This is a genomic window from Oligoflexus sp., assembly GCF_035638955.1.
In the GTDB taxonomy this organism is placed as follows: Bacteria; Bdellovibrionota_B; Oligoflexia; order Oligoflexales; family Oligoflexaceae; genus Oligoflexus.
The window spans coordinates 1-3,743 of the sequence record NZ_DASQYZ010000483.1 but is presented as its reverse complement, the minus strand read 5'-3'; the positions used below and the strand labels follow the sequence as shown (position 1 = coordinate 3,743).

5 protein-coding genes and 1 pseudogene are annotated in these 3,743 nt (G+C 49.9%); 1 reads left to right on the top strand and 5 read right to left on the bottom strand.

All coding sequences use genetic code 11. The annotated features are described in order from the left end of the window. The 5 genes and pseudogenes from VE954_RS39025 to VE954_RS39005 form a co-directional block, all read right to left on the bottom strand. Positions 1-117: pseudogene (locus tag VE954_RS39025) on the bottom strand (IS6 family transposase); the annotation flags it as partial. Between the two features lie 106 nt (positions 118-223). Beyond that, complete coding sequence (locus tag VE954_RS39020; RefSeq protein WP_324963403.1) at positions 224-829, bottom strand: YceI family protein; 606 nt, start codon at positions 827-829, stop codon at positions 224-226. 170 nt (positions 830-999) lie between these two features. Beyond that, a complete protein-coding gene (locus VE954_RS39015) occupies positions 1,000-1,287 on the bottom strand; it encodes a DUF3575 domain-containing protein (protein WP_324963401.1) in 288 nt (95 codons plus the stop codon). A 316-nt stretch (positions 1,288-1,603) separates the two neighbouring features. Beyond that, entirely contained in the window at positions 1,604-2,647 is a 1,044-nt protein-coding gene (locus tag VE954_RS39010) for a zinc-binding dehydrogenase (protein ID WP_324963399.1), read from the bottom strand. 25 nt (positions 2,648-2,672) lie between these two features. Continuing rightward, positions 2,673-3,290, bottom strand: a complete 618-nt coding sequence (locus VE954_RS39005; RefSeq protein ID WP_324963397.1) for an FMN-dependent NADH-azoreductase — start codon at positions 3,288-3,290, stop codon at positions 2,673-2,675. Between the two features lie 113 nt (positions 3,291-3,403). Here VE954_RS39005 and VE954_RS39000 point away from each other — a divergent pair, with 113 nt between their 5' ends. After that, a complete protein-coding gene (locus tag VE954_RS39000; protein ID WP_324963394.1) occupies positions 3,404-3,739 on the top strand; it encodes a chemotaxis protein CheB in 336 nt (111 codons plus the stop codon). Positions 3,740-3,743 lie beyond the last annotated feature (4 nt).

Sequence of the window (3,743 nt, the reverse complement as noted above, 5' to 3'; positions counted from 1 at the left end):
GCGCTCCATGGCCATCTCCTCGAGATCGCGGTAGCTCAGCTTATAGGAAAGATACCAACGGACATGGAGCATGATGATCTGGCGCTCGAAACAATGTCCTTTGGTGTCAAAAAGCATGAGTCGGCCTCCCGAGGTTTCCCGCAGAATACCACGGACTTACCCAGACGCAACATAACCCGACATACTGAGAGCATCGGGAAAGCCGATCGCCAGTTGACCCCTATCAGGTCTTCTTCTTCTTCGAGACGTTTTCAGTTTCGATGTCGAGGCTGATCTCGACGTCATCGCCCAGAATCATCCCTCCTTTGTCGAGAGACTTATTCCAACTGAGACCCCAGTCCTTGCGGTTGATCTTCACACTGCCTTCCCAGCCGGCCTTGACGTTGCCCCATGGATCCACGTTTTCACCCAGATATTTGGCGTCGATGGTCACAGACCTGGTCACGCCGCGCATCGTCAGGTCGCCTGTTATCTTTATTCCCTCCTTGCCGACGGGCTCCACTTTCGTACTCTTGAACGTAATCTTTGGATACTTGGCGACATTAAAGAATTCCTCCCCTCGAAGGTGTTTGTCGCGGTCCTCGCCTTCAGTATCGATGCTGGCAGCATCAATCTCAAGATTGAATTTCGCTTCCTTGACCCTGGCTGGGTCGAAATCAAAGTCGCCCGAGTAAACGTTGAATTTACCTGTGGACTTCGACATCAGATGGCGAATCTTGAAACCGAGATTGGAGTGTGAAGGATCAATCTTGTGAGTATCGGCGCTCGCAAGCGCCGAAAAATTGAGACCCAGAACCAAAAGAACAGTGGACCAGCCTGTACTAAACATCTTTTTTCTCCATACGTGAACGATCAATTGATCTATGTTAAATAGCCTGCGTGGTTCGGTCTACGACGCATCTTCAAGTCAATTTTATATTCCCCCTCGTAAGATTCTGGAAATCTGTCGTTCAGAGGCGGTTTCACCGGGACAATGTTTTTCGAGAAAAAAGTGCCTGCTCATAGCCAGAAGGCCACATGGACAGCACCCAGCGGAATGGTTTCCTCGCCAACCTCCTTCTTCAAGGAATCATCCTTATAGATGGGCCAGGGATTTGATTTCGAGACAACCCGACCCAATCCCGCCTGAATATCGACGCTCCAATTTTCATGAAGCATCCACTCATATCCTGCGGCTCCAATAAGCTCGAGATCACGACTGTCATAATTCTTGCCCGTGGTAACATGGTTTTCCAGACGGCTCTGACCGTAAGAAGCAAGAATCTCGAAATTGAAGGGACCAGCCAAGTATTGCCTCATGCCGAAAAGTCCGGAGATTTCGGAAAACTTTCCTTCCGTATCACGATGATCAGGGGCTGACCAGCTGGCACCAATCAGAGCTTCCGTTCGATATTCCAACTGTGAGTGAACGGAGTGCCTGAGAGCCAATCTATATTTGCCGCCAGGATATATAGGCCAAAGGATATTTACCCTTATGCCTGTTGGAGGTGCCTCAAATGCCTGTGCTTTTACCGATAAACCTGACAGCGATGCCAACAGTAAGATGATTGCTTGCTTGAGCATTTTATTCCTCGACTGTTTGAAAGATCCACCGCGTGCCAAGCTATTCGATATTACGTCCATGAATGGTAACCAGACGGCCTTTGACTCGGCCTTCTTCAATCAATTGGTGGCCTTTTGCTATATCTTCGAGAAGGAACCGGCCCGAGATCAGAGGGACGATCTCGCCCTTGGCAAGGAGAGCAAACAAATGTTCCAGGTCCCTGCGAAAGAGCTCGGGGTCTTTGTTTCTAAGAGTGGATATATCGTAGAGCCTTACCCCCCGACGATTCGATTTGGAAGCAAGGGCTGCTCTGGCAAAGGTGGAGAAGACTTTCAGTTTGCCAAAGAAGCTTGGAGCTTTATGACGATTTTCTGCATTCCAGGCGCTGCGAAGACCAGCAAAAATGAGAATTCCATCGCTTTTGAGAAGTCTTCGCATCCGGCGCAGAGGCTCACTTGCTGCAAGCTCCAGAATAAGGTCAAATCCTTTTCCAGAAGCAATTAGAAGAGACTCATAGCTCTTCGGCTCGTCGTAGGCTATGGCGAATGCACCAGCTTCCTTGATCAGGCCAAGATTGGCTTTGGAAGCCACCCCGTAACATTCAAGGCGCATATGCCTGCAGAGCTGGACCGCAAGCAATCCCACGGCTCCGCTTGCCCCTGTTATCAATACGCGGGCTCCAGGTTTCAAGCTTTTGAAATGTGTAAGAGCCTGGTAGGCGGACACCCCGCTTAATATCATGACCTCCGCCTCGGCAGCATCGAGAGAGTCAGGGACTCTGACAAGTTTGTCCGCTGGACGCACAACAAGATCCGCGTTTGATCCGATCTGAGTGAGGTCCGCGACGCGATCCCCTGATTTCCAGCCGTTTACCGCAGGACCCAGGCTTTCAATATGTCCGACTAACGAATAACCCAGGGTAAACGTGGGGACTGGCTTTAAGACCGGATAAAGGTTTCGCCTTATCAAAAGATCGGTAAAAACCAGGCTTGACGCTTCGACATTGATTCTTACCTCGCCGGTTCCCGGCGAAGGTGGATCGATCTCTTCGATCACAATTGCCTCCGGACCTCCGAACGACTTGATTCTTGCTGCACGTGCCATGTTTTTCTGTCCTTTCGAGAAAATCTCACTTCGTATTATTTAAAATCGCTCTGAGATCCGACAGTTTCAAAGTTGGCGGTTCCGCCAGGGCCGTGCCGGGGTCACTTAATCCTTCCGCCGTGATCAAGTGCACCGTCCTGATACCAATGAACCCCAGAACAGTCCTCAGGTAAGGTTCCAGGAAGTTATAGGGGCGCATGAAATCTGTTGAATAAACGCTCCCACTGGCTGTGACCAGGAAAACCGGTTTATCCGTGACGAGTCCCTGGGGTCCACTGGCAGAATAAGAGAAGGTTCGCCCTACCCTTACAATATGGTCAATCCAGGCTTTCAGGCTCGATGGGATTGAGAAGTTCCACATGGGTGTGGACAAAATTATGATATCCGCAGCGAGCAGCTCATCAACGAGCTGATCAGAAAGCCTGATGGCTTTTTGAAGTTCGGACGTGCGATGCTCAGGAGGGGTGAAAGCGGACGTTATCTCATGCTGGCTTAAATGGGGTAACGGTTCCAAGGCAAGGTCCCGCAAGGTAACTTTCGCTGTCGGGTTCAACACCATGAGTTTGGAAACCAAATCCCTGGTCATGCTTCGGGTGGCACTTTCTTCAAGACGTGGACTGGCTTGAACAACGAGAACCTGCATCTTAAACTCCTAAACTATTGAAATTTGATTTGTTTTCACTTATTCACGCTTCGCTTGCCTGAACAACCATCACCACACTTTACGGCAAAATTATGCAATATTTTAGATGGCTTATGGATAACATACTGTTCGCTCTTGCGAACAATCCCCGCCGTAGTGGTTTAAGGATTTCGGTCGATGACAGTCTCGTCGCGCAATTTGGTCAAAAGCCAGGCATTGACGTTTTATTTCATTCCGCAGCCCGCATTGAAGGAGGATCTTTTCTGGCCATCCTTCTGACCGGAATGGGCAAGGATGGGGCCGAAGCGGTTCTGTTGCGCCTGGGTAAGTCGGTGGTATTCTCGAGGAAACCTCGGGAGGGCGGCTCATGCTTTTTGACACCAAAGGACATTGTTTTGAGCGCCAGATCATCATGCTTCATGTCCGGTGGTATCTTTCCTATAAGCTGAGTTA

What these genes read in the sequence shown, in the direction of transcription:
- VE954_RS39020 (WP_324963403.1), bottom strand. Translation starts at nt 829, where the DNA reads ATGTTTAGTACAGGCTGGTCCACTGTTCTTTTGGTTCTGGGTCTCAAT.
- VE954_RS39010 (WP_324963399.1), bottom strand. Translation starts at nt 2,647, where the DNA reads ATGGCACGTGCAGCAAGAATCAAGTCGTTCGGAGGTCCGGAGGCAATT.
- VE954_RS39005 (WP_324963397.1), bottom strand. Translation starts at nt 3,290, where the DNA reads ATGCAGGTTCTCGTTGTTCAAGCCAGTCCACGTCTTGAAGAAAGTGCC.
- VE954_RS39000 (WP_324963394.1), top strand. Translation starts at nt 3,404, where the DNA reads ATGGATAACATACTGTTCGCTCTTGCGAACAATCCCCGCCGTAGTGGT.